20 protein-coding genes and 1 pseudogene are annotated in these 19,728 nt (G+C 38.7%); 8 read left to right on the forward strand and 13 right to left on the reverse strand.

The window, feature by feature from the left end; translation table 11 throughout:
- Positions 1-174: 174 nt before the first annotated feature.
- Together AOB57_RS03185 and AOB57_RS03190 are read right to left on the reverse strand one after the other, a co-directional pair.
- Entirely contained in the window at positions 175-1,056 is an 882-nt protein-coding gene (locus AOB57_RS03185) for a transglutaminase-like domain-containing protein (RefSeq protein ID WP_054298603.1), read from the reverse strand.
- A gap of 779 nt (positions 1,057-1,835) precedes the next feature.
- On the reverse strand, positions 1,836-2,066 hold the full coding sequence (locus tag AOB57_RS03190) for a ChaB family protein (RefSeq protein WP_054298604.1): 231 nt from the start codon (positions 2,064-2,066) through the stop codon (positions 1,836-1,838).
- 391 nt (positions 2,067-2,457) lie between these two features.
- Here AOB57_RS03190 and AOB57_RS03195 point away from each other — a divergent pair, with 391 nt between their 5' ends.
- Positions 2,458-2,856 (forward strand): hypothetical protein, encoded by a 399-nt coding sequence (locus tag AOB57_RS03195; protein WP_054298605.1) that lies wholly within the window; start codon positions 2,458-2,460, stop codon positions 2,854-2,856.
- 371 nt (positions 2,857-3,227) lie between these two features.
- On the opposite strand, the gene AOB57_RS03200 is transcribed toward AOB57_RS03195, so the two are convergent.
- Positions 3,228-3,515, reverse strand: a complete 288-nt coding sequence (locus tag AOB57_RS03200; protein WP_054298606.1) for a hypothetical protein — start codon at positions 3,513-3,515, stop codon at positions 3,228-3,230.
- 628 nt (positions 3,516-4,143) lie between these two features.
- Between AOB57_RS03200 and AOB57_RS03205 the strand changes: the two genes are divergently transcribed.
- A complete protein-coding gene (locus AOB57_RS03205; RefSeq protein ID WP_167829521.1) occupies positions 4,144-4,317 on the forward strand; it encodes a hypothetical protein in 174 nt (57 codons plus the stop codon).
- 276 nt (positions 4,318-4,593) lie between these two features.
- Here AOB57_RS03205 and AOB57_RS03210 read toward each other — a convergent pair whose 3' ends face one another.
- From AOB57_RS03210 to AOB57_RS03220, 3 genes are all read right to left on the reverse strand, one after another.
- Positions 4,594-4,932, reverse strand: a complete 339-nt coding sequence (locus tag AOB57_RS03210; RefSeq protein ID WP_054298607.1) for a hypothetical protein — start codon at positions 4,930-4,932, stop codon at positions 4,594-4,596.
- A 462-nt stretch (positions 4,933-5,394) separates the two neighbouring features.
- Positions 5,395-5,697 (reverse strand): hypothetical protein, encoded by a 303-nt coding sequence (locus AOB57_RS03215; protein ID WP_054298608.1) that lies wholly within the window; start codon positions 5,695-5,697, stop codon positions 5,395-5,397.
- 912 nt (positions 5,698-6,609) lie between these two features.
- The gene (locus tag AOB57_RS03220) at positions 6,610-6,912 is read right to left on the reverse strand and encodes a hypothetical protein (RefSeq protein ID WP_226999620.1); all 303 of its coding nucleotides are present in this window, start codon (positions 6,910-6,912) and stop codon (positions 6,610-6,612) included.
- An 869-nt stretch (positions 6,913-7,781) separates the two neighbouring features.
- Between AOB57_RS03220 and AOB57_RS03225 the strand changes: the two genes are divergently transcribed.
- Positions 7,782-8,180: a cupin domain-containing protein gene (locus tag AOB57_RS03225; protein ID WP_054298610.1), complete on the forward strand. Its 399-nt coding sequence runs from the start codon at positions 7,782-7,784 to the stop codon at positions 8,178-8,180.
- 494 nt (positions 8,181-8,674) lie between these two features.
- The gene (locus AOB57_RS03230) at positions 8,675-9,307 is read left to right on the forward strand and encodes a hypothetical protein (protein WP_167829523.1); all 633 of its coding nucleotides are present in this window, start codon (positions 8,675-8,677) and stop codon (positions 9,305-9,307) included.
- A 752-nt stretch (positions 9,308-10,059) separates the two neighbouring features.
- On the opposite strand, the gene AOB57_RS14805 is transcribed toward AOB57_RS03230, so the two are convergent.
- From AOB57_RS14805 to AOB57_RS14815, 3 genes and pseudogenes are all read right to left on the reverse strand, one after another.
- Entirely contained in the window at positions 10,060-10,158 is a 99-nt protein-coding gene (locus tag AOB57_RS14805; protein WP_264371758.1) for a DNA alkylation repair protein, read from the reverse strand.
- Positions 10,159-10,161: 3 nt separating this feature from the next.
- Positions 10,162-10,344: pseudogene (locus AOB57_RS14810) on the reverse strand (DNA alkylation repair protein); the annotation flags it as partial.
- Between the two features lie 17 nt (positions 10,345-10,361).
- Positions 10,362-10,586: a DNA alkylation repair protein gene (locus AOB57_RS14815; protein WP_264371726.1), complete on the reverse strand. Its 225-nt coding sequence runs from the start codon at positions 10,584-10,586 to the stop codon at positions 10,362-10,364.
- 176 nt (positions 10,587-10,762) lie between these two features.
- Here AOB57_RS14815 and AOB57_RS03240 point away from each other — a divergent pair, with 176 nt between their 5' ends.
- Entirely contained in the window at positions 10,763-11,257 is a 495-nt protein-coding gene (locus tag AOB57_RS03240; RefSeq protein ID WP_054298613.1) for a GNAT family N-acetyltransferase, read from the forward strand.
- Positions 11,258-11,331: 74 nt separating this feature from the next.
- On the opposite strand, the gene AOB57_RS03245 is transcribed toward AOB57_RS03240, so the two are convergent.
- Both AOB57_RS03245 and AOB57_RS03250 read right to left on the reverse strand, forming a co-directional pair.
- Complete coding sequence (locus tag AOB57_RS03245; protein WP_054298614.1) at positions 11,332-11,688, reverse strand: hypothetical protein; 357 nt, start codon at positions 11,686-11,688, stop codon at positions 11,332-11,334.
- Positions 11,689-12,018: 330 nt separating this feature from the next.
- Complete coding sequence (locus tag AOB57_RS03250; RefSeq protein ID WP_054298615.1) at positions 12,019-12,837, reverse strand: ABC transporter ATP-binding protein; 819 nt, start codon at positions 12,835-12,837, stop codon at positions 12,019-12,021.
- Positions 12,838-13,260: 423 nt separating this feature from the next.
- Between AOB57_RS03250 and AOB57_RS03255 the strand changes: the two genes are divergently transcribed.
- From AOB57_RS03255 to AOB57_RS03265, 3 genes are all read left to right on the forward strand, one after another.
- A complete protein-coding gene (locus tag AOB57_RS03255) occupies positions 13,261-15,072 on the forward strand; it encodes a glycosyltransferase (protein ID WP_167829524.1) in 1,812 nt (603 codons plus the stop codon).
- An 88-nt stretch (positions 15,073-15,160) separates the two neighbouring features.
- Complete coding sequence (locus tag AOB57_RS03260) at positions 15,161-16,183, forward strand: galactose-1-phosphate uridylyltransferase (protein ID WP_054298616.1); 1,023 nt, start codon at positions 15,161-15,163, stop codon at positions 16,181-16,183.
- A gap of 666 nt (positions 16,184-16,849) precedes the next feature.
- Positions 16,850-18,037 (forward strand): glycosyltransferase family 4 protein, encoded by a 1,188-nt coding sequence (locus AOB57_RS03265; RefSeq protein WP_054298617.1) that lies wholly within the window; start codon positions 16,850-16,852, stop codon positions 18,035-18,037.
- A 363-nt stretch (positions 18,038-18,400) separates the two neighbouring features.
- On the opposite strand, the gene AOB57_RS03270 is transcribed toward AOB57_RS03265, so the two are convergent.
- The gene (locus AOB57_RS03270) at positions 18,401-19,036 is read right to left on the reverse strand and encodes a DUF2150 family protein (RefSeq protein WP_054298618.1); all 636 of its coding nucleotides are present in this window, start codon (positions 19,034-19,036) and stop codon (positions 18,401-18,403) included.
- Between the two features lie 74 nt (positions 19,037-19,110).
- Positions 19,111-19,560, reverse strand: coding sequence for a UPF0179 family protein (locus AOB57_RS03275; RefSeq protein WP_054298666.1), 450 nt, complete (start codon positions 19,558-19,560; stop codon positions 19,111-19,113).
- Positions 19,561-19,728: the final 168 nt, after the last annotated feature.

The raw sequence follows: 19,728 nt of genomic DNA on the forward strand, positions 1-19,728 counted from the left end.
GAGGGTAGATGTATGCCCATATAAAGTTAATCATAAAAATTTAATTTGAAGACTTTATTTTAGAAAGGGAAAAAGGGTTAAACTTATCTTTCTCTTATTTTCTCTTTTTTGGGATTTTATGTGAAAAAAATATGCTTTTCGGTAAGAAAGGAGGATTTCAGCTTACAGGTTGATTCAGAACTCGATTAGTCCATCAGGATAATAAATTACCTGTGAACCTTCAAAATATATGCCTCCTGGATGCCTGTACCCGTTTGAACCGCTCCAGTCAAAGTTCAACCAGTACTGGAGCTCACCCCCTTCAAGTTCTCTGCTTGAATACCAGATACTCTCGGCATAAGAATATCTACCCTGTACATACCCTAGAATCTCATATGCAGTTTCTGTATTGTTCCCTATGTAAAGCTCAGGATAGACATGCCCATAGCCTCCGCTTGTTGAAGTAACAACCCTTGTGTTGAATCCCATATTCCTTAAAAGGGCAGATATGACTATGGAGTAATCATCACAGTCTCCCACATAGCCTTCATTTATAGTCTGAGCAGCCCCAAAGAAGAACTCGGCATTCCCGTCATAACGATACTTCCAGTGCAGGTTCACATAATCAAAAATATCACATGCATCTTTAATATTGTATCCTGATGTCTTTCCGGTAATATTGAAGACTTCAGATACAACTCTTTCATTTTCTGAACCTATGCCTCTCTGAAAATTCAGAGATAGCCGCCTGTACTCCCTGGGATAAATGATATTTGATTTCTCTTCGGGATAAATCGGAATATTCGGGATATCAGGAGACACAGAACCTTCGGAGTTTAAAACACTCTTATTTCTATCTACGTTATTTCGTTCTCCTGAACCTTCCTCATCAGTCAAAAAAGTGTTCATCCTGTCAGGGATTAAGTCGTTTATATCCGTTACCAGAGTTTCAGGAACCGGATCTGAAATAGGATTTTCACCATTAGTCGCAGAATCTATACAGCCTGCTGTAAATCCATACAGGAGAAGCAAGAAAAGAGGCAAGCTTAATGGATTTAAATACTTTATCTTTATCACACTACCCTCCCAAAAATATGATATAAGTTTAAAACTTAGTGTGAATATATGAAGTCTGAACATCTAGATAAACTTTTAAAAACTAACCGATAAAGTACATTTCCCAAGCTATACCCTATAATTGCAAACCTTTCAAGCGTAAAAATCTTAAAATACCAGATAGCTAGCAGAAAGACAATATTCCTGGAACGAAAAGTAAAAAAGCTTATATTCCCCGTTGCTTTTTCAAAAACAGCCCGCACTTACAGTAATCCACTCCTTCGCAGTATTTACCTCCCTTTTGGAAATGCGAACACGAAGCGCGGTATTTACATCTATGCCGTATTAGAAAGGATAATATACCCACTTTTGTTACCTTCCCACATATAGAACTACTTCCCAGATATATATAAAATGTTCAATCTTCCCACATATAGTAATACTTCCTCGATATATATAAAATGTTCCGTTGTACTTTGCCGTCCCTATGGTTACAGGAGGGTCTGTTGTACTTTACTGTCCTTATGGTTACAAGAGATTCTGTTGTACTTTGCCATCCTTATGGTTTCACCTGTACTGTCTTAACATTCTGGTCTTATCTTAAACACTCCACAAAAGCCTTCTAATAACTTTATTTATTGCAGATATGAATAAAAAATTAAATGATTAACAAAATAGAATTTAAAGTAGAGTTGAGAATAGAGACCAAAGGGAACCTAAAACAGAGTTTAAAATAGAATCCGAAAAAGAATTAAAGGAAAAATATAGAAAGAGACAGCAGGACTTCACAAATCACAATTTCAGTCCTTTTTTACCCATTTTCCTCTCGAATCTTTTTCGTATACTCTCTTGACTGCGCTCCAGGCAACCTTATGTGCGGTTTCCTCTCTTGTAGCTTCTCCCCGTCGTTCGGAAGGCTCTTTATACTCTTCCCAGGCGCTATTGAAAGCTTCCCTGTAGATATCCTGTCCGTGTTCCGGCAGGTTCTCCTTAACTGTTTCCGGCAGTTCGGAATTGCTTTTATATGGCATTCATTTCCCCCATTTAAGTATAGGAGATTATTTTTAAAAGGATTTTGCGTAAAAATAGAAGGAAATAATATCTTCTTCTGATGACCAGTATCCAGCAGTGTTTGTCAGCTAAATTAAAGTGATCTCATCAAGGCGCAAGTACATCTTAATCCAATCCCTGCCTTTCACTCAAAGAAGCAGAAAGCTAAAAAAGATAGTATTTATAGGTTAAGTTATAAGACAATATTTATAAATTATATCTGCAAAAATTCGAATATCAATATCGAGAAATGGGTTAGGAGCTTATGGGGGAATTTGGCCAGTAGCTATAATTTTATTTTGGTCATCTTATTGTCGTCGTCTCTCTACAAATGAATTAAAGAGATTATATCAAACTTTAGAGGACTGATCTGTGAATAGGCACCAGGAAGGAGAAGTTCTATTATGGCTTTTCGTCATCTGGGTTGGTATTCAGTTCGGAGCTGGCCTTTATGAGAAGCAGATTGTCGTTCCCCAGTGGAGTACTGTGCCTCCGGAAGAAGTTGGCGACGCGCTGTCTCGTTCGGGCCAGGAAAGCTCAGCGCTTAAATTCTGGGCATTCGTATCGCCTCCCGTTGCTGTGCTTGCACTTGCAAATGCAGTTGTAGCCTGGCGTACTACGGGCAAGAGACGCAACTGGTGGCTAGCAGCCTCAATTATAATGGTGATCTACAGCATCTTTACTTACACTTATTTTGTCCCTAAAATGATCTGGTTGTGGCAAGCCGAAACATTGCCTGCTTCTGAGGTTGAGTCCACAGTTTTCTGGTAGGTGCGTCTAAACTATGTGCGTATGATAATTGGAGCATGTGGGTGGCTAGCAGCTCTTAAAGCTTTGTCACTCTCAAATTGCGGCGAGAACAAACTTGAGACTGCCACATAACCTTGCCAAACCCGAAGGATAAAAGATCGGTATTCAGTTCATTGACAGACATAATATATTTATTTAGCTCAGTATTCTCTGGTACTTATTAATTTTTTTAATTTAAATAAGATACAGAAATTTGTTAGGAAAAAAAAAGTATTATTAAAATAAAAATTAAACGTTTTATTCATACCGTTTTTACTATCAGTTCACAAAAACAACTAAGATAACACATTTTTCGCGAATAGCAACCTTACTTAGCATTAATGAACTATTTTTTAACACGTTTCACCAGGAGATTTATTTAAACAGAGGGCTTCTGAATATTTTTTGGTGTTGTTATTCCCCCTATTGTTTCCGGAAGTTTCCTCGGTTATTTTGAAATACGGCAGTCCTTTAATGGCCAGATGAGCCATTGCGACCTCGATATCCTGAGCAGGCCCCTTAATTTTTTCCGGACCCGCTATGGCATTGAGCAATTCCGCGAGTGCGGGACTGTTTGAACTCCATGTACCGTCGCTCCGTGTTTCGGCTGTAAAAATTTGCCACTCTATCTTAACTGACACAAGATTCCCCCTCTCAAATGTGAATTGTCCATGTGGACGCTCACTCAAAAAAAATAAAAGCTCATTAATAATCATATTTAATTATTTTTATAAGCTTTTGCCTATAATGTTATATTAATCTTATAACATATATATACCTCGACTTTCCAAATAAAAACGCAAATTTTTGAGAAGGAAGGATAGACGAAATTCGTCCTTATATAGGTCTTCAGACAACTCTTACTTTGACTGTATAGAACGTACAACTCAGTCCCATTATGCCGGGTAAACAGTGGGAAACTTCAGACCCTATCGCAATGGATCTGCCTTTTGAATGAAAATAGCTTCGAGAAGTGGTTTTCTCCTGCAGTGCGACTTTATGTTTTTTAGTTGAACGGCTTCAATATTTTTAAGTTGAGCTTTATTTTTAATTATCTAAATAAATAAGGCAGCCCTCTCTTGATTAAATCGTTTTAATCACGTTGTGATGGGTCTGTTTTCAAATAATACATATATCTATCTGTCAGAGGGCACAACAGTGGCAGTATAAATAAGTAAGGTGAACATCTAAAAAGTGAAAACGAATTGATTTATACATATGCAATAGCATTGATTTAAGGGGTTAATACAAAGTTATCGGGCGGATACGATGCAAAGTGATGATCTCATTAAGGAGCAGATATTACAGTTAAAAATAGAAATTGCACAGTTAGAGGCGGAAGTAAATAAATTAGAAATTATGATAAGTGAAAAAAAATACGCATTGAATAGATTATCTGAATTATTGGAAATACGAGGAGTAGCTTTAAACGACAATGGATGAAACACTTAATCGACAAAGAAAGACTATTTCTGCCAGTAAATGTGTATTTTTACCTGCAAATTAGATTGAAGATCAGCTGATGAACATATAGTATCTACAAGACTGTATATTCAATCAACGCAAGTATATGTACGGGAAACAAGATAGTATTTCAGCCGCTGCCGTAATCTCCGATCCTACGATAAAGAAATAAAATTACTTTCTATAAAAGACAATCAACAAGTAATGAAAATAAGGGGGATAATGAAAAATTGGAGGTTCTAAGCTTTAATCCAATTATATGAAATCCATTATAAATTCCCCAAATAGCTTTTTAGATTTCTCAAAACCCCTATCTATACCTCTCAAATGGTCTCTGGTATAACGTGGTTTTTCGACAACTATCGTGTCTAAAAGCAGGTTAAATCTATCCTGTAAGTTTTTTATCTTTGTATCCCGCTCTTCAATTGAATTGGAATAAACAAATTTTTCCGCATTTTCCTCAAACGCATCTTTGGCTATTTCAAGCCCATGGTTTATTCCTTCTTTATAATCTGAATAAGGTTGTCTATCCTTATTCCTCTCAATCAGCTCACTGAATGCTTTAACCGCATCTTTAACTTTGTGCTTCTCCAATCTACCCCTCCAAATCTTAAAAGCAGAAAGTATCCACGCCAGTAGAAAGAAGTTTTAATTTCCGACTAAATTAATCTCGCTTCCAGATAATTAATGATATATTATTTATATCTTGTCTCGAAATTTAGCACATTTGATCTATTGAGTTTTATAATCTATTTTAATTTTAAGTATTATCACATCTTCACCTGTATTATTCGATATGTCTGAGAGAATAATTAGGGGAATAAGATTAAAAATTAAAAAAGGGGGAGGAAAGATGACAGAAGCAAAAATAAAACATAATATGGAATAAAATCGGGAGAGAGTAAAGATAAAAGCCAGGAGAGAGTAAAGATAAAAGCCAGGAAGGTAAAGGTAAAATTAAAACTAAAGAAATAAAAACTAAGAAATAAAACTTAAAAAGGCAAAATAAGATAATAAGTAAACAAGTGAAATAATTCAGAAAATGCATATATTGAGTTACATCTTCCATTTTTTCATTTGTTCTTCACGCCATTTCTCCATAGCTCTCCAAATGGGTAGAGGATCGATACCGTGAACTTTGATATATTCATCTCGCATATACTCATTCATGTTTCCGTCTACAAAGCGTAGGGTAGCCTGATCGGGCTGCAGCCTTGCCCCTGTTGGTATTGCTGCAGGATTTAAGCAGACATCTGAGCAGAAGCGCCAATCTTCCCCACCACCTGTTGATTCTATCCTGAACGGCTTTCCACAATTCGGACAGACTCCAAATATTGATTTATCTTCTTTCTCTTCCATAATTTACCCCCATCATATAACTGAAAAAGTTCTAATTTATCTATGTATACTTTTATCTATATATACGTAAGAAATTATATGTTCCATTTTATATATCTATTTTGTTTAGATTTCAATCTTTTTTTTAATTGTTTTTTAACTGGAAACCTATGTAATGTATTAAATTCTCCTGCCAGAATAATCGAATTTTTATTCTTGATGAATCTTGCCTGTGAATATATAATCTAACTATAATCTAACCATATAGCTCCTCGAACTGTATAATAAAATCTTGGAAGGATCTTGAAAGAATACAGAAAATATAAGATATAATTAAAGGGAAAAATTAGAGAAGATGTAAAAATGTAAAAGGATAAAAACTAAAAATTATAAAAAATTAAATTCGGTTTTTTCCAGCTAAAGAATCTACCTACTCCTTCTTACACTTTGTTATATTTTGAACATCTCCATACAAAAAACTTACAGCTAAAGAACAAAACTGTGAAACATATAGACAAAAAAAATAATGCACATACTGAGATCTGTATTTCAGCCGTTGACGTTTTACTTGCTCCTTTTTACCTCATATGGTATTAAGAACATGATAATATAACATCCATTTTAACATTTTCGATACATTTCAATTATAGAGTATATAAAACCTATTTTATGTCTCTGCGACCTGCAGGGTGGATTCGAAAGAAAATTGTTTCAACTCAGGTTCTGGCGGTTTTTATTAATGATTATGCTCGATTAAAAAGTAGAGGTCTTAGGCCAATAGAAAAGATGGAGCGAGTAGACTCAGAAAGAAAGAGTAAAAGTCTTTAGCCCCATAAAAAAAGAGTTTTAAGTTCAAAAATTAGAATTATAAAAGTAGAGCTCTTAAGCTAAATAAAAAAATAGAGCTTTTGAGCTCAAAAAATTCTAAAATTTTTATGTGTTCTCCAGGGGAAATGATTCCTTTATGAATTCCTTAAAGATCTTCTTGGATTTTTCGAACCCGGTCTGTACCCCATCCAGTAGCTCCTCCGAGCAATTCGGCGTTTTTGGCAGGGTAATGGTGTCTAAAAGCATGTTAAAATCGTTTTCCAAGAGCCTTATTCTCTCAATCTTATCTTCATCGGAGCTGGATAAAGAGAGTTTTTCCAGATTCTCCTCGAAAGCATACTTGGCGATATCCAGGCCTTTATTAACTCCTTCCTTAAAATCTGAATATGCCTGATAGTCTTTATTCATCTCAATGCAGGTATTGAATTTTCGAACCAGATTTTTCATTTTTTGTGAATCCAAAGTCCTCGCTTCCTTTTTAATTAACCTTTATTTTCGAGATCTGTTTTTAGGCTGTAGATACCAGAGTCTCCAGAGTCTCAAATATGTATAAACATTAAGCCAAAGATATGAATATAAGTTATAATAAAAAATTTGGATCGGGTAATATTCATATTTCCCATGTTAAAAAAGCAGGGCATTAAAATAAATTAATATAAATAAAAATAGTACTTACAAGTATATTAAACTTACTGAGAAAAAATTTAAGGCAATTAAATCCCTAGGTAGTACTTTCATTTTTGTTAATATTAAAGTTGAATTATAGTGCGAAACGTAAAACCTCTGAGTCTTTAACTCAGGGATATAAGCGCTAACTTCATCACATTCTACCGCTAATAATTTTGCTAAACTATCATACTATCCAGTTAATATTATGATGCTGTCCCCAATGAAAAAACCAAGCAAGTGGGATAGCAAGGAAAAATTTTGGACTTAAAAAATTGTCACCGCCGGAACTGGTGAGTAGGGCTTGTGTGACTTGCCCTCATTAGAGGAAGGGATGACCCATGGATAGCTTCATTCAAGATTTTTGGAGATCACAGCACTTATGACAATTTCTGATATGAGAAGGTATCGAAGTAAATCATAATCGCAGACATAGTAATGGCATACTTTAGTTCTAATTTTTAATTCAATTGGTCTAAATACTTTTATAATTATGTAACATCTTTATTATGTACCAACATATTGTATAAATATTTCTCTTTTTTAATATTTGTTCCAGTTAATCACATCATCAATTAATCTTATATACTAGCAATCATGAATTAAAACATATGAAAGGATTTAGTATTAATATCGAAGATGCCACTCTGGAAAATGACAATTTCCGTAAGGTGCTCTACACCTCAAAGTACAGCCAGTTGGTACTCATGAGCCTAAGGCCCAGGGAAGAAATCGGAATGGAAGTGCATGAGGAAAATGACCAGTTCTTCCGTTTTGAAGCCGGGCAGGGAAAGTGCATCATCGACGGCAACGAATACGAGCTCAGTGACGGAGTTGCAGTGGTTGTGCCAGCCGGAGCGCAGCACAATATTATCAACACTTCGGACACAGAGGAACTAAAACTTTATACAATCTATTCGCCGGCACACCACAAAGACGGAATCGTGCGTGCCACGAAAGAAGAAGCCGAAGCAAATGAAGCTGAATTCGATGGGGTCACTACAGAATAAAGTCTGAGAAACCAGAGCAGGGTTGATTTTCAAGTTGGAAAACCGTTACAATTTATAATAGTGAACCGATTAAACAGTGAAATGCAAAGTAAAAACGATCTATTTCTATTTTTAAAAGTATAGCCCTTGATCCGCAAGCGTGACATCACTTGATCAAAACCGTTGCGCCGGTTTATCACGCCGTTGCTCGGGGTTTTCGCTCAAGCCTTTTTTGAAAAGGCTTGTGATCAAACTTTTTTCTAAAAAGTTTGCGGTCAAGCTCTTTTATAAGAAAGCTTGTAAAAATCCTTACATTTTTATGAATATTTTTTGGCTATGTATGAAAATATATAGAGTTGCATAAATATGATCTTTAATGGATTGGGTTAATTAATAAAATTTTTCCAATATATTATACGTTTTTGGGAAAATATTTATATTGCTGCTTCGTTGTACTTTCTAGGGATATTAGGAATGATACTATTAAAAATATTTCTATTTTTATTATTTTATTTTTGACCGCTTCGGCAGCTTCAGCTGCATATAGTTCTGGAGAAGGAAAATATCATAGACATTTCCCGAATCATTATAGATATGAGCCCTGTGAAAATTGCAGGGACCCTGCTACGGCTGATGAGGCTGAAGATACTACAGTCCCGCCTGCTGCGGTCCAACCTGTGGTCCCAACTGATGCGACAGGTACTACAACAGTGAAGCTCTGCTCAAATAATGTTTGTACGGTAGGAGGAAATGGCAAGATCATTACATTGACAAATTACAATAACGCGGTAAATCCTACGTACGATCAGCTTATAGAGTTTTTAAAAGCTGATAAGACCGATGAGAAACCCTATACTTCTACCTATGTATGCAGCGATTTCGCCAAAACTCTCCATGATAGTGCAGAGAAGAATGGTATCAGTGCCGGATGGGTCGGCGCGAGGGGTTGTAATCACGCATTCAATGTTTTCCAGACCACAGATCAGGGAACAATTTATATAGATTGTACTGGCATGCCTGGCGGTGCAACTCTCCAGGATAAGCAACTCAATGTTGCTGTTGGACAGCCGCTTACTGGAAAATATCTATTCAGGAGTGGCACGGTCCAGATGGGCTGTACTGTAGATAATTTATTAGTATACTGGTGATAGTATCACCACATTACATTTTTAAAAAAATAGGAAATAAAATTAATTTTATTATTTTTATTACTTCTATCGGCCTCGCTCACGTGTTTGATATATTGACATTTTCTAACTTTAACATAGTCGTCTCAATTCTTGTTTTAATGAATTTTGCTAGCTACGAAGACTCGAAAACTGCGAGAAAACTGTTGTATGCTCCCATTCTCCAGATCTTCTGTACTTTCCATGATTTTAACCTAATTACTGAGATTAATCAACGAACACTTTCTTGACCAGATAAAACTCTCAATAGTCTGTTCTCTTACCTTTCTCTTTTCATTCACATTTTATCTCATTAAATGGAGAATAAGAATGCTGAACATCCTGCCTTTCAGAAAGGAGTTTTTGAAAAACCAGGCACAGGAGATGGTGTTATTAAAAGTTTTCTAAATGTTAATTTAGTATCATAGCTGGATAAATAGAACAAAATACTTGTGAAAAGATCTTTGTAATTGTAACCTAGGGGAAAATATGTAATTGAGATAAAGTTCCTGCAGAATTCAGTTGCAGGCAATAGATACAGGAATTAAAAGGGAACATCCGGGAGTAAGGAACTAAGATATTGTATGGGGGTACTGTGTCGGGGAAGTTCCTTACTCCCAACTATTTCTCACTTCCCATATCTCTTCTAATTCTAGTATTTTATATCTTTTACAATATTTTCTCATTATTCCGGTTTCTTCCCTTTTTCCGGTTTCCTGCGCCTGGTTCAGGTTTTACCAGCTTTTTTCCATGGCTCTGGATCTCAGATCCGGTGACATTTTCTCGATTGCGTAACGCAGGGCGGTCCTGGGCATTTCTTTTTTATTTCTCATAACATAGTCGAAGATTTCCTGCTAGTGGGCTTTACTGGTTTCTTTGAGCATCCAGCTATAACCTTTCTGCACCAGGTCGTCCTGGTCTTTGAGCAGGAGATCGGATATTTCAAAAACCTCACTCAGGAAATTGCCTTTTCGGGCAGGCAGGATAAGGGTTACCGCCGCATCCCGCCGAAAACCCACCTGCTATCCGACCGGGCTCAGGCTTTGAGGTTTGCTACATAAGCTGGAAATTTCTCAATAAAAGAGCCTACTGCGTGGTTGCAGAAGGTGTCGCATTTTGCCCAGTTGTTGATGCAGTTTTCAACCCAACGCTCAAAAGTGAAGAAATCGTCCTCAGAATAAGCTTCTCTTACCTTATAAGCCCATTCAGCTGCGATAAAGGCTTCCTCACAGTAGTCCGACCGAAAGAGTTCTTCACACATGGCAAAAACTGTTTTCTTGTTTTCGAGCTCGACACAGTTCTTATTTAAATAGAGATATACTTATATTTGTATTACCCCTATTTTATTTTTAGCTATCTTCCAGAAAAATAAAAAATAAGATAAAATAAAAACAGAGCCTGAAAATGTATTTCATAAAGGAGATTTAATCTCTATTTATGCCCAAAGTAAAAATTCGCCCTCAGGAACTCTTTGATGCCGAACGTTTCTTTGAGATAATCTCACATACAAATCTTGAGTTCATAGAGTTTCCTATAAAAACGCTTGAAGAAGAGAGATACTTTCTACAGCTTAATGAAGCTAAAAGAAGGGCTAACTTTGAGCACAATTACTCTGTTCTCTATTACGGAAAACTTGTAGGAGCCTGCGGAATCAGGATCGACCAGCACAGACCCTGGATAGGAGAAATTGGGTATTTCATTGATAGGGACTATCAGGGAAAGGGTATTGCTACCGAGGCTGTAAAACAGCTCGAAAAGGTCGGATTTGAGAAACTGGATTTACAGAGAATTGTCATCCTTATGGACACCCGGAATCTCGCAAGTGAGCGCGTAGCCCAGAAATGTGGGTACCAGAAAGAATGCGTTATGAGAAAAGTCCATAGGGTGGGGGAAGAATATTACGACTGTTTCCTGTATGCTAAAACCAGATAAGGAAGGCAGGAAAAATTCACTCAGATATGGCTGTAAAAAAAGAGAAAAATAGGCAGTTGTATTGACCTTAGAAGTCACACAAACCCGAGCGCCTGTATAAGGCTGTTCCCGTACCAGACAACCATAAGATTATTTACAGTTACAAAGATGCCTACAAATTCAATAATATGTTTTGTAAGAGCCCATCTTTCTTCTGACGCTTTTATCGTAGGCGCTACATAGAAAAGCAAAAAAATAAAGCCTATTTTAATAAGTAACAGGTGATAAATCCCGTAGTTTTCCAGAATCATGGCAGGAACAGGATTATATTCTATACCCTGAGGCAGGGCATAAACAGTAGAGGCCCAATCTCCGATCACATAAAAAAGAATGATAAAACGTATCTCATAAAGGTAGGAACTGAACGAACCGCGAGTATTGCAGACTTCCAACAAACAACCCCCAGAATCCCCCATTTTTCAATAGAAGCAAGGTATTTTTAAGATTATATAAGCGCAAGAAACAAACACAAGTAACTAAGGTAGAGATTAACAATTTTTAGGAGGGTTATTATTAAGAGATTTAACGAGACTGAGCATGAAAAAGTCCTGAGAAATAGAAATAGAAATAGAGATTTTGGAAAATATATTTTACAGTTATCTGCATTTATTATATATGCCTGTTATAAAGGTTATACGAGGTTACAATTTAAGGAAACGTCCGCGCATATAAGCCATTCAATTTTTATATAGAACGTAACTTTGCCTGCATAACGACTTTTGTCAGACCACAGCCTTATAGTAACCATTTATCTTCAGGACTTCAACAGGGAGGGAAAAAAGCTCAGAGAGATTCTCATCGGTCAGGATTTCTTCCTTTTTTCCGTCCCTGAAGACTTTTCCGTCTTTTATGAGCACCACCCGATTAATTTCAGGAATAATATCCTCAAGGTTGTGAGTGACTAGAATTACACTTTTTCCCAAACCTGCTATCTTCCGAACACTTTCGCGGAAAGTATGGAGAGCTTTGAGATCAAGGCTATTTGCAGGCTCGTCTAAGATAAGGGCTTGCGGGTCGTGCACAAGGGCTCTGCCTATAAGTACCCTCCTGGCTTCTCCTGAGGAAAGTTCAGACATCATCCTGTCTGCAAGGTGGGAAACCTCAAGGAACTTAAGCACCTCCAATGCTCTGGATTTCATTTCAGGGGTAACTTCATGGTTATAGTAAATGCCTATGCTGCTGAAAAATCCTGAGAGTACGACGTCCAGCACACTGACCTCACGGCAGTAGGTCTGCTGCAAGTCACCGGAGACAATTCCCAGTAACTTCCTTAGCTCAAAGACATTCCAAGTTCCTTTACCCATGACATTCAGAACTAATCCATCAGCTGATGCAAGGGGATAATATTCCTTTGTAAAGGTCTTGATGAGGGAAGACTTGCCAGAGCCGTTAGGCCCTATAATTGCAACATGCTCTCCCTGCTCAATAGAAAGGGACAGAGAATCAAGGATTTTTTTTCCACTTTTAACAACAGTCACATTTTTCATCTCCAGCAGGAAAGGAGAATTGGTCTTCCCTGGGAGGTCTATATTTTGAGCCATTTTATCATCTATTCTGGAGCTAATCTAGCAAATTGTCTTAGAATTTAAACCTTTTTATTGTAGTAAGCTAGTAAGCTAATATCACTGGTATAAGGATATTTATAAGCACTTCTGAAATGGTACATTGCACTGAACTCCATATGGCTTCCCATTCGGATGAAATCCTGCTTTTTTAAGGACTTTGCAGAAATGTGCTCGGGAAAATTTAAGATGATTTCAGGGTTCTGGGCTGCAAGATTCTCAACAGGTCAGGTAGTTGCATTCTTCCTTTTTTAACCACCTGCAGCAGGTCGCAGGCTATAATCTCAGCCGTTAATAGATCTCACCCTTACAGGTTTATTTTTTGATGATAGATATTAATATTTACAGGAGAATTAAAATATAAATACGGAACAGAATGGCAAAAGGCCTGGGGGTCAGGATTTGGAGAAGCACTTTATCATAATTGCTGGGGAAGAAGCAGGCCCAAAATCAAACAAGATGGGTGGAATCTGGAACGTTATAAATGAGGAAGCACAAACTCTTGCAACTCTTTTAAGTTTCGATAAACTGGATACAAAGGATGAGAAAGAAATACTTATTGCGGGACCTTATTACGGGCACAGAGGTGCGGATTGGAACCGGGGACTAAATAGGATTACAGATATGGAGGAACTTGACCCTCTCAATCCTCACGAAGAACTCCAGAAAACCCTTGAATCTCTTGAGAGTTCAGGCATCAAAGTGTTTACAGGAAGCAAATTGGTAGAGGATACGAAGATAGGCTATTTGCAATTTCAAACCTCGGACTTTGGGAAAATGCGCTCAATGTATATGGGAAATGAGATGACACTTGAAAGCAGGGTTAAAGCTGAAGCCTATAAATACTTCGGGCTTGATTCCCTTAGATATGAGAGCATGTCAAACGGGCCTGAATATACTCATTATCTTTGCCTTTCCTATGCGATTTCCGAGTTTGTCAGGCTTCTTATAAGCACAACTTCAGAAAATTCCAAAGTCTCCGACACAGTCTCAACTCAGGGTTTTATTCCCTGCCCCGGGGTGTCCCTGCACTGCCATGAGTTCGGAGTGTTCTATGCGCCAGCCAGGCTGAAAAGGCTCGGAATCCCGGTAAATACGGTTGCAACCCTGCATGCGACCCTGCCCGGAAGGATTGCTGGGTATAACACCATCCAGAAAAGAAGGAATAATGACAGCACATGGCCTTTGGGCGTGCCTGAAAACCTGGCTGCCCTTGAAGCTCTTGCATCATATGCCGATACAGTTACCGCAGTTGGGGAGTCAACCAGGCAGGAACTCAGGCTCTTTTACGGAATTAACGGTATTGTGATACGAAATGGGATAACCATAGAAACCGATAAGATAGACTGGGATCGAAAAGAAAGCTCCCTTGAACGCATCAGGAAGTTCCTTTCCGAAAACCTGTACAAATATCACGGAGGGGAAAGGATAAGTCCTGAAAAGATAATCCCGATTTTCACGATCTCCCGTCTGGAAGTAGAAAATAAGGGTTACCCTGATCTTCTTGACTCTCTTGTCGCTCTTGAGCATATAATAAAGAACAGCATTCTCGAAGGGCATATGGAGGAAGGAATAAGGGTAATCTGTTTCCTTGTTACGGCAGAAGGACAAAAGACAAACCTTCCTTCAGGATTTCCTGTGAACCTGCCAAAAGAAGTGCTTGTAGGAAACGAGCTGAGGATTCAGCAGATGATCGAGGAAAAAGGACTGGTTTTTTCGAAAATGGTCAGGGGAAAACGCTCGGTTGCAGCACTTCTCTATCCCCAGATTCTTTCTAGCTCGGACGGAGGGCTGGGTATGGAAGTAGGGGAGTTTATGGCAGGCTGTTGTGCAGGCATTTTTCCCTCTCGCTACGATCCCTTCCTGCTCACAGGGCTTGAAGCCGGAAAAGAAGGAACCCCAAGCGTGGTCAGCCGGGTTTGCGGCTTCAGTGACGCCATAAAGACAATAGAATCCCTTAAAGAAGTTCTTGGAGGAGTGATAGTAGTAGATAACATCGATCTTCCCTATTACGAAGCAGTCCTTGATTATGCCCTGGCAGTCAGCTACTTTACACGGAATTTCATAGATGATAGGGTAAAGTACAAACTTCTCTGCAGGGAAGCTTTTCTTCTTGCAAAAGATATGGACTGGAGAGCCCCTACTGAACAGTATTATGAACTTATAAGCGGCGCTCGCTTCTGCAAGCAGGAAAATGCTGCCGATAGAAGATAAAAGAGAATTAAAGTACCGGAGAGGATGGAAAAAGAAGAAAAGATAATAAAAAGGGAAAAGAAAAAAGATATAACGAGGTTTTTCTGAAATGTCAGAAATCAGAAAGCACTACTTTCTTTCCGAGTACTGTATAATTGCCGAAGAAAGGGCTAAAAGACCTTCGGATTTTGCACATTCAGATGAAGACACCGGAAAAGATAATCCTGAAAACTGCTTTTTCTGCGGGGGAGCTGAGAAAAATACTCCTCTTGCTACTGCAGTATATAAAGATGGAAAAATTTATTCCGATACTCCTGAGGAAAGGGTACGCTACTGGGACTTCCGCTGCTTTCCGAATCTTTATCCTGCTCTTTCGCCTGCTCCGGATTTGCAGGCATATCGGAAAGATAGCCTTCAGAGGGAACCCGGATATGGTTTTCATGAAGTCATTGTAGAATCACCTTTGCATGGGAGTAAGCTTGAGGACTTTTCGGACTCAGAGATCTCAGAACTCATGCAAGTGTATAGAGACCGTACATGCAGTTATATTACCCGTGAAAAAATACGTTATGTTTCCCTGTTCAAAAACTTCGGGAAAGAAGCCGGGGCTTCGATTAATCACCCCCACAGCCAGCTCCTTGCCCTGCCGTTTTGCCCCCCTCCTCTAACAAGGGAGCTTGAGGTTATCAGGAAAAAAGAGAAATGCCCTTATTGCACAATGTTCGACATGGAGAAAGCCTCTTCACGTACTATACTTGAGAACAGCGAATGGATAGCCTTTACTCCTTATTCCTCAATGGGGCCATTTGAAGTGTGGATTCTTCCCGGGAAGCATGTCAGTTATCTTGGAGATTGTAACGACAAAATGCTTTTTGCTCTAGGGGAAATTCTGAGAGACATTCTTAAAAGTTATGGAAGAGTCCTTGGAGACCCACCTTTCAATTATATGTTCTACCAGCTTTCCGAAGCCCCTGAATATCACCTGAACCTTCGTTTGCTCCCGAGACTTTCCATTAATGCGGGGTTTGAACTGAGTACCGGAACATATATCAATACAATTTCTCCAGAGAGAGCAGCCTCTTATTTAAGAGAGGACTTACGCTTGGAGGATAAGGATAATAAGGCTCTGTAGAAAACCTATGAGATTACGAATATAAACCAGTTTAAACTGAATAGCCTGATATATTTTTGCTTATCTATTTTTTCGCCTCTTGAAGCTGGTTTAGATAAGTTTTCTACAAAGCCCTTAGATAATCAATTAAAATTCGTCATCCAATTTATTCTCTGCAAATTCAATTTTTATATCGAGCTTATGTTCCAGTTTTTAATCTCATAAACTGCCTCTACGGGGATCTCTACAATGCCGAAATAATATAGATTAAATTAAGGATTTCTACAGAGCCGATAATAAAGTAAGTTTAAAAAAGAAGCAGGAAAGTACTTTCATCACTCCAGTCAAACAGATAAGAAAAATTCGTAGATACGTTTATCTATCATTAATAAGGAATAAACTTAAGAAAGTAGAGAAACCGTACTCTTAATGCGAAAATTACCTTTGTGCTATGAAAATCAGAGTCATGCCCCTTTTTACCTTTATATAAGCATTTAGAGGCTTAAAGGGGTATAAAATTATAGAAAAACTGTAGTGGCCAAAATTCAGTGAACCTGAGATTATAAAGTCGATTGATAAGAGCTGAATTCTGCAAACTGAAGAATGTAAAATTAAAAAGGTAAGGGGTAGCCTGCATTCTTCTTTACATCTTAACTCCCATTTTGACAAAAAGGGATAAGTGAGCCTATGAAAAAGCTTCGAATAGGAATGTTTACCTGGGAAAGTCTGTATTCGATACGTGTAGGAGGAATCTCACCCCATGTATCCGAACTGTCTGATGCGCTTGCGGCTGAGGGGCATGAGGTCCACCTGTTTACACGAAACCGTGAAAATAAAGATGAATTAATCAACGGAGTCTATTACCATAAGATTGCCTGTGACCAGAGCGGGGGAATTGTGGAACAGATGGACCGGATGTGCGAAGGTATGTACTGCCGGTTCATTGAAGTGAGAGAAAGTGCAGGAGAATTTGATGTGCTTCATGGCCATGACTGGCACCCTGTAAATGTTCTGTGCAGGATAAAATCCCAGTTCGGACTGCCTTTTGTGTTGACGTTCCATAGTACGGAATGGGGACGCAATGGAAACCGCCATGGAGACTGGTGGGAAGCAAAGGAAATCTCACATAGGGAATGGCTCGGAGGTTATGAGTCTTCGGATATTATCGCAACCTCAACTGTATTGAAAGAAGAAATTAAACATATATACAAGATTCCCGACTACAAGCTTTGGGAAATTCCTAACGGCATAAATGTGGGAAAAATAAAAAGGCAAATTGATCCCGGAGATGTGAAAAGGCACTACGGCATCCATCCTTGTCTCCCGGTTGTGCTTTTCACAGGAAGGATGTCATATCAGAAAGGACCTGACCTGCTGGTAGAAGCTGCGGCTAAAGTTCTGAGAAAAAGGAATGCACAGTTTGTGCTTATAGGCGAAGGAGATATGCGCTCCCAGTGCGAGAATCAGGCTCGGAAGCTTGGCATAGGTAATTCATGTAATTTCCTTGGATATGCCCCGGATGATACCGTAATAGACTGGTTCAACGCCTGCGACCTAGTGTGTGTGCCCAGCCGGAATGAGCCTTTCGGGATTGTAGTGCTTGAAGCCTGGGACGCTAGAAAACCTGTAGTTGCAAGTGATGCTGTCACCCTTGTGGAGAATTTCAGAACAGGCGTTATTGCCCATAAAGAACCTTCTTCTATCGCATGGGGACTCAATTACGTCCTTGAAGGACTTGGTCACAACAGGATGGGAGAAAAAGGTTACGATCTCCTAAAAAAGCGGTACAACTGGAAAACTATAGCTAAAAAGACTCTTGAGGTGTATGCAAAAGTTATTGAAAAGCATGAGTCGGCAGCAAGAAAAATAAGTTGAAAACTGTGAAGTAGGAGTTAAGTAACATAAAAATTTCGGGCTGCTTAGTAAAGACTTGGAATGCCTGGTTAAAAACTGACACAAGATGATTATGATAGAAATCTGTCCAATATCCAGGCTTTTATTAATATATCCAAGCTTGTATTAATATCTCTAAGCTTTTATTAATATATCCAGGCTTTTACTAATATTTATTTTTTTAACTTATCGGTTCGAAAAGCATTCTATTTTAACTGACTTTTAAGCTGGATTTGGTTTTGGATCTGTTTTATTTTTTATAAATTTCCAAAGGACTTCCGCAATCCTGAAAATTGGAAAGGGAATCCTTTGTTTGCAAGGGGAGCCGTTTAGATGAGGAACCGTTTAGATGATATCCTCTTCGTCCCCTTCTTCAAATTCTTTGTAGCTATCGCTTCCTACCATCGCAGCTGAGATGGAATCTATTCCGTCAAGCCACTCTGCGACAATGCCATAGGGAAGGTCAGCCATAACCTCTTCGGGCAGGCTTTTTCCTTTTAGCACCAGTGCACCGCATTGTGCAGTATAGTCAAGGGCAAGCTCAAGGTTGTCCGAGGCTTCAGCCTCAATTGCTGATTTTGTAAGCTCTTCAATGTTGGCTCCCTCATCATAGTCGCCCATAACGTAGGATTCGAAGGCGACAAGAGCCCCCATAAGGGAGGTCTGTACTGACTCGATCATAAGGTCGATATCTTCGGAAATTGGTTCGACCTCGGCTAGCACAATGTCCCGGACCTCAGCCAGGATTTCCAGAGCTTTTTCTCTTGAGAGCATACCTTTATCAAAGCGCGCGGTCACTTTCAGACAGGCAAGGATAACATCATCAACCATATTCACGAATATGGCACTTTCTTTTCCGGCTTCTTCTTCCGATTCTTTTAACTGGAATCCGCTCTCTTTTGCCCGTTCTAGCCAGTTTTCCCAGCGCTTTTGGGTATAAAATTCATAAGGGGGGACCTGGTTCATTTCTTGTTCAGGCACTTATAACACCGCTTCTAACCTTTTTCATTTATTAATAATCGAACCTAATATTACTAAAATGTGTTCGTTTAGACTCACCAGGATAACTTTACCTTTTTCAGGGAGTAGTTGGCTATGCATCTGGAATCAAGGCTCTCGAGAACCTCTACAATTTTGCATTTATCACCTTTTAAAAGCCCTTCTGGGTGGCAGATATCATACACTCCGCACTCTCTCTTTCCACACTTTGGAGGCTCATACATGATTTTTGCTCCGTCCACTGCCTTTCTTGATTCCATTGTAGTAAGGATAGGAGCCCTGCTGACATCTACGGCAAGTACGCCGCTATCATGCAGGAAGCACTCGTGGATATCCTTGCTTCTGATCCTTTCGATCCTGTACCTGCGTCCGGGCTCAAGGTTAAGGCAGGTGTTCTTCAGCCGGCATTTTTTGCATTCGGGCATTTCACCTTTAAATATGAATTCCAGCCCTTCCTTTGCAAGCCGTGATCCGATAAGTGTTATTTTGGTATCGCTTTCTGTCATATATAACTCTTCCATATGGTTACTTTCTTGCCCCGTTTCTCACGGGCATCTGGAATTTATCTGAGATAATTTGAAATTCGACATTTAGTTCTATGAGATAACTCTTTAATTGGGAGTCAGGTGACGGTTTAGTTGGAGATTAAGTGACTACTTTGATGGGAAGTTAAT

The organism is Methanosarcina flavescens (genome assembly GCF_001304615.2).
In the GTDB taxonomy this organism is placed as follows: domain Archaea; phylum Halobacteriota; class Methanosarcinia; order Methanosarcinales; family Methanosarcinaceae; genus Methanosarcina; species Methanosarcina flavescens.

Bases quoted from the DNA above. Each gene is read 5' to 3' on its own strand.
- AOB57_RS14805 (WP_264371758.1), bottom strand. From the start codon at position 10,158: ATGAGAAATAAAAAAGAAATGCCCAGGACCGCCCTGCGTTACGCAATC.
- AOB57_RS03275 (WP_054298666.1), bottom strand. From the start codon at position 19,560: ATGACAGAAAGCGATACCAAAATAACACTTATCGGATCACGGCTTGCA.
- AOB57_RS03220 (WP_226999620.1), bottom strand. From the start codon at position 6,912: ATGAATAAAGACTATCAGGCATATTCAGATTTTAAGGAAGGAGTTAAT.
- AOB57_RS14815 (WP_264371726.1), bottom strand. From the start codon at position 10,586: ATGTGTGAAGAACTCTTTCGGTCGGACTACTGTGAGGAAGCCTTTATC.
- AOB57_RS03265 (WP_054298617.1), top strand. From the start codon at position 16,850: ATGAAAAAGCTTCGAATAGGAATGTTTACCTGGGAAAGTCTGTATTCG.
- AOB57_RS03260 (WP_054298616.1), top strand. From the start codon at position 15,161: ATGTCAGAAATCAGAAAGCACTACTTTCTTTCCGAGTACTGTATAATT.
- AOB57_RS03205 (WP_167829521.1), top strand. From the start codon at position 4,144: ATGCAAAGTGATGATCTCATTAAGGAGCAGATATTACAGTTAAAAATA.
- AOB57_RS03240 (WP_054298613.1), top strand. From the start codon at position 10,763: ATGCCCAAAGTAAAAATTCGCCCTCAGGAACTCTTTGATGCCGAACGT.
- AOB57_RS03190 (WP_054298604.1), bottom strand. From the start codon at position 2,066: ATGCCATATAAAAGCAATTCCGAACTGCCGGAAACAGTTAAGGAGAAC.
- AOB57_RS03225 (WP_054298610.1), top strand. From the start codon at position 7,782: ATGAAAGGATTTAGTATTAATATCGAAGATGCCACTCTGGAAAATGAC.
- AOB57_RS03215 (WP_054298608.1), bottom strand. From the start codon at position 5,697: ATGGAAGAGAAAGAAGATAAATCAATATTTGGAGTCTGTCCGAATTGT.
- AOB57_RS03250 (WP_054298615.1), bottom strand. From the start codon at position 12,837: ATGGCTCAAAATATAGACCTCCCAGGGAAGACCAATTCTCCTTTCCTG.